This window comes from Variovorax sp. P1_H2, assembly GCF_056405295.1.
This window is the reverse complement of sequence record NZ_JBFUCJ010000283.1, coordinates 1-1,367: the sequence shown is the minus strand read 5'-3', so window position 1 is coordinate 1,367 and position 1,367 is coordinate 1. Positions and strand designations below refer to the sequence as shown.

Here is a 1,367-nt window from a genome sequence, read left to right as displayed (position 1 = left end):
GCCATACCCTTGGGACCGGCTWCAGCCCCAGGATGWGATGAGCCGACATCGAGGTGCCAAACACCGCCGTCGATATGAACTCTTGGGCGGTATCAGCCTGTTATCCCCAGAGTACCTTTTATCCGTTGAGCGATGGCCCTTCCATACAGAACCACCGGATCACTATGTCCTGCTTTCGCATCTGCTCGACTTGTCAGTCTCGCAGTTAAGCACGCTTATGCCATTGCACTATCGTCACGATGTCCGACCGTAACTAGCGTACCTTCGAACTCCTCCGTTACGCTTTGGGAGGAGACCGCCCCAGTCAAACTGCCTACCATGCACTGTCCCCGATCCAGATAATGGACCTAGGTTAGAACCTCAAACACACCAGGGTGGTATTTCAACGTTGGCTCCACAAGATCTAGCGACCCTGCTTCAAAGCCTCCCACCTATCCTACACAGATCTGTTCAAAGTCCAATACAAAGCTACAGTAAAGGTTCATGGGGTCTTTCCGTCTTTCCGCGGGGAGATTGCATCATCACAAACATTTCAACTTCGCTGAGTCTCAGGAGGAGACAGTGTGGCCATCGTTACGCCATTCGTGCAGGTCGGAACTTACCCGACAAGGAATTTCGCTACCTTAGGACCGTTATAGTTACGGCCGCCGTTTACTGGGACTTCAATCAAGAGCTTGCACCCCATCATTTAATCTTCCAGCACCGGGCAGGCGTCACACCCTATACGTCCACTTTCGTGTTTGCAGAGTGCTGTGTTTTTAATAAACAGTCGCAGCCACCGATTTTTTGCAACCCATTCATGCTCCGTTGTTCACTTCACACTAATAGGGCACACCTTCTTCCGAAGTTACGGTGTCAATTTGCCGAGTTCCTTCTCCTGAGTTCTCTCAAGCGCCTTAGAATACTCATCTCGCGCACCAGTGTCGGTTTGCGGTACGGTCGTGTGTAGCTGAAGCTTAGTGGCTTTTCCTGGAACCTCGTTCAGTCACTTCACCAGCAAGCTGGCTCGATCATGGGCCTCGGTATATGACGGGCGGATTTGCCTACCCATCGCCTACTTCCCACTAAACCGGGATATCCAACACCCGGATGACCTATTAAGATCCGTCCCCACATCGCACTACACATCGGTACAGGAATATTGACCTGTTTCCCATCAGCTACGCATCTCTGCCTCGCCTTAGGGGCCGACTCACTCTACGCCGATGAACGTTGCGTAGAAAACCTTGCGCTTACGGCGAGGGGGCTTTTCACCCCCTTTAACGCTACTCATGTCAGCATTCGCACTTCTGATACCTCCAGCACGCTTTACAACGCACCTTCACAGGCTTACAGAACGCTCTCCTACCACTTGCAATAAATTGCAA

General features: G+C 51.7%; 1 rRNA gene. It reads right to left on the bottom strand.

What is annotated here, in order from left to right:
* Window positions 1-1,367: ribosomal RNA gene (locus AC1D2E_RS35870) — 23S ribosomal RNA — on the bottom strand; the annotation flags it as partial.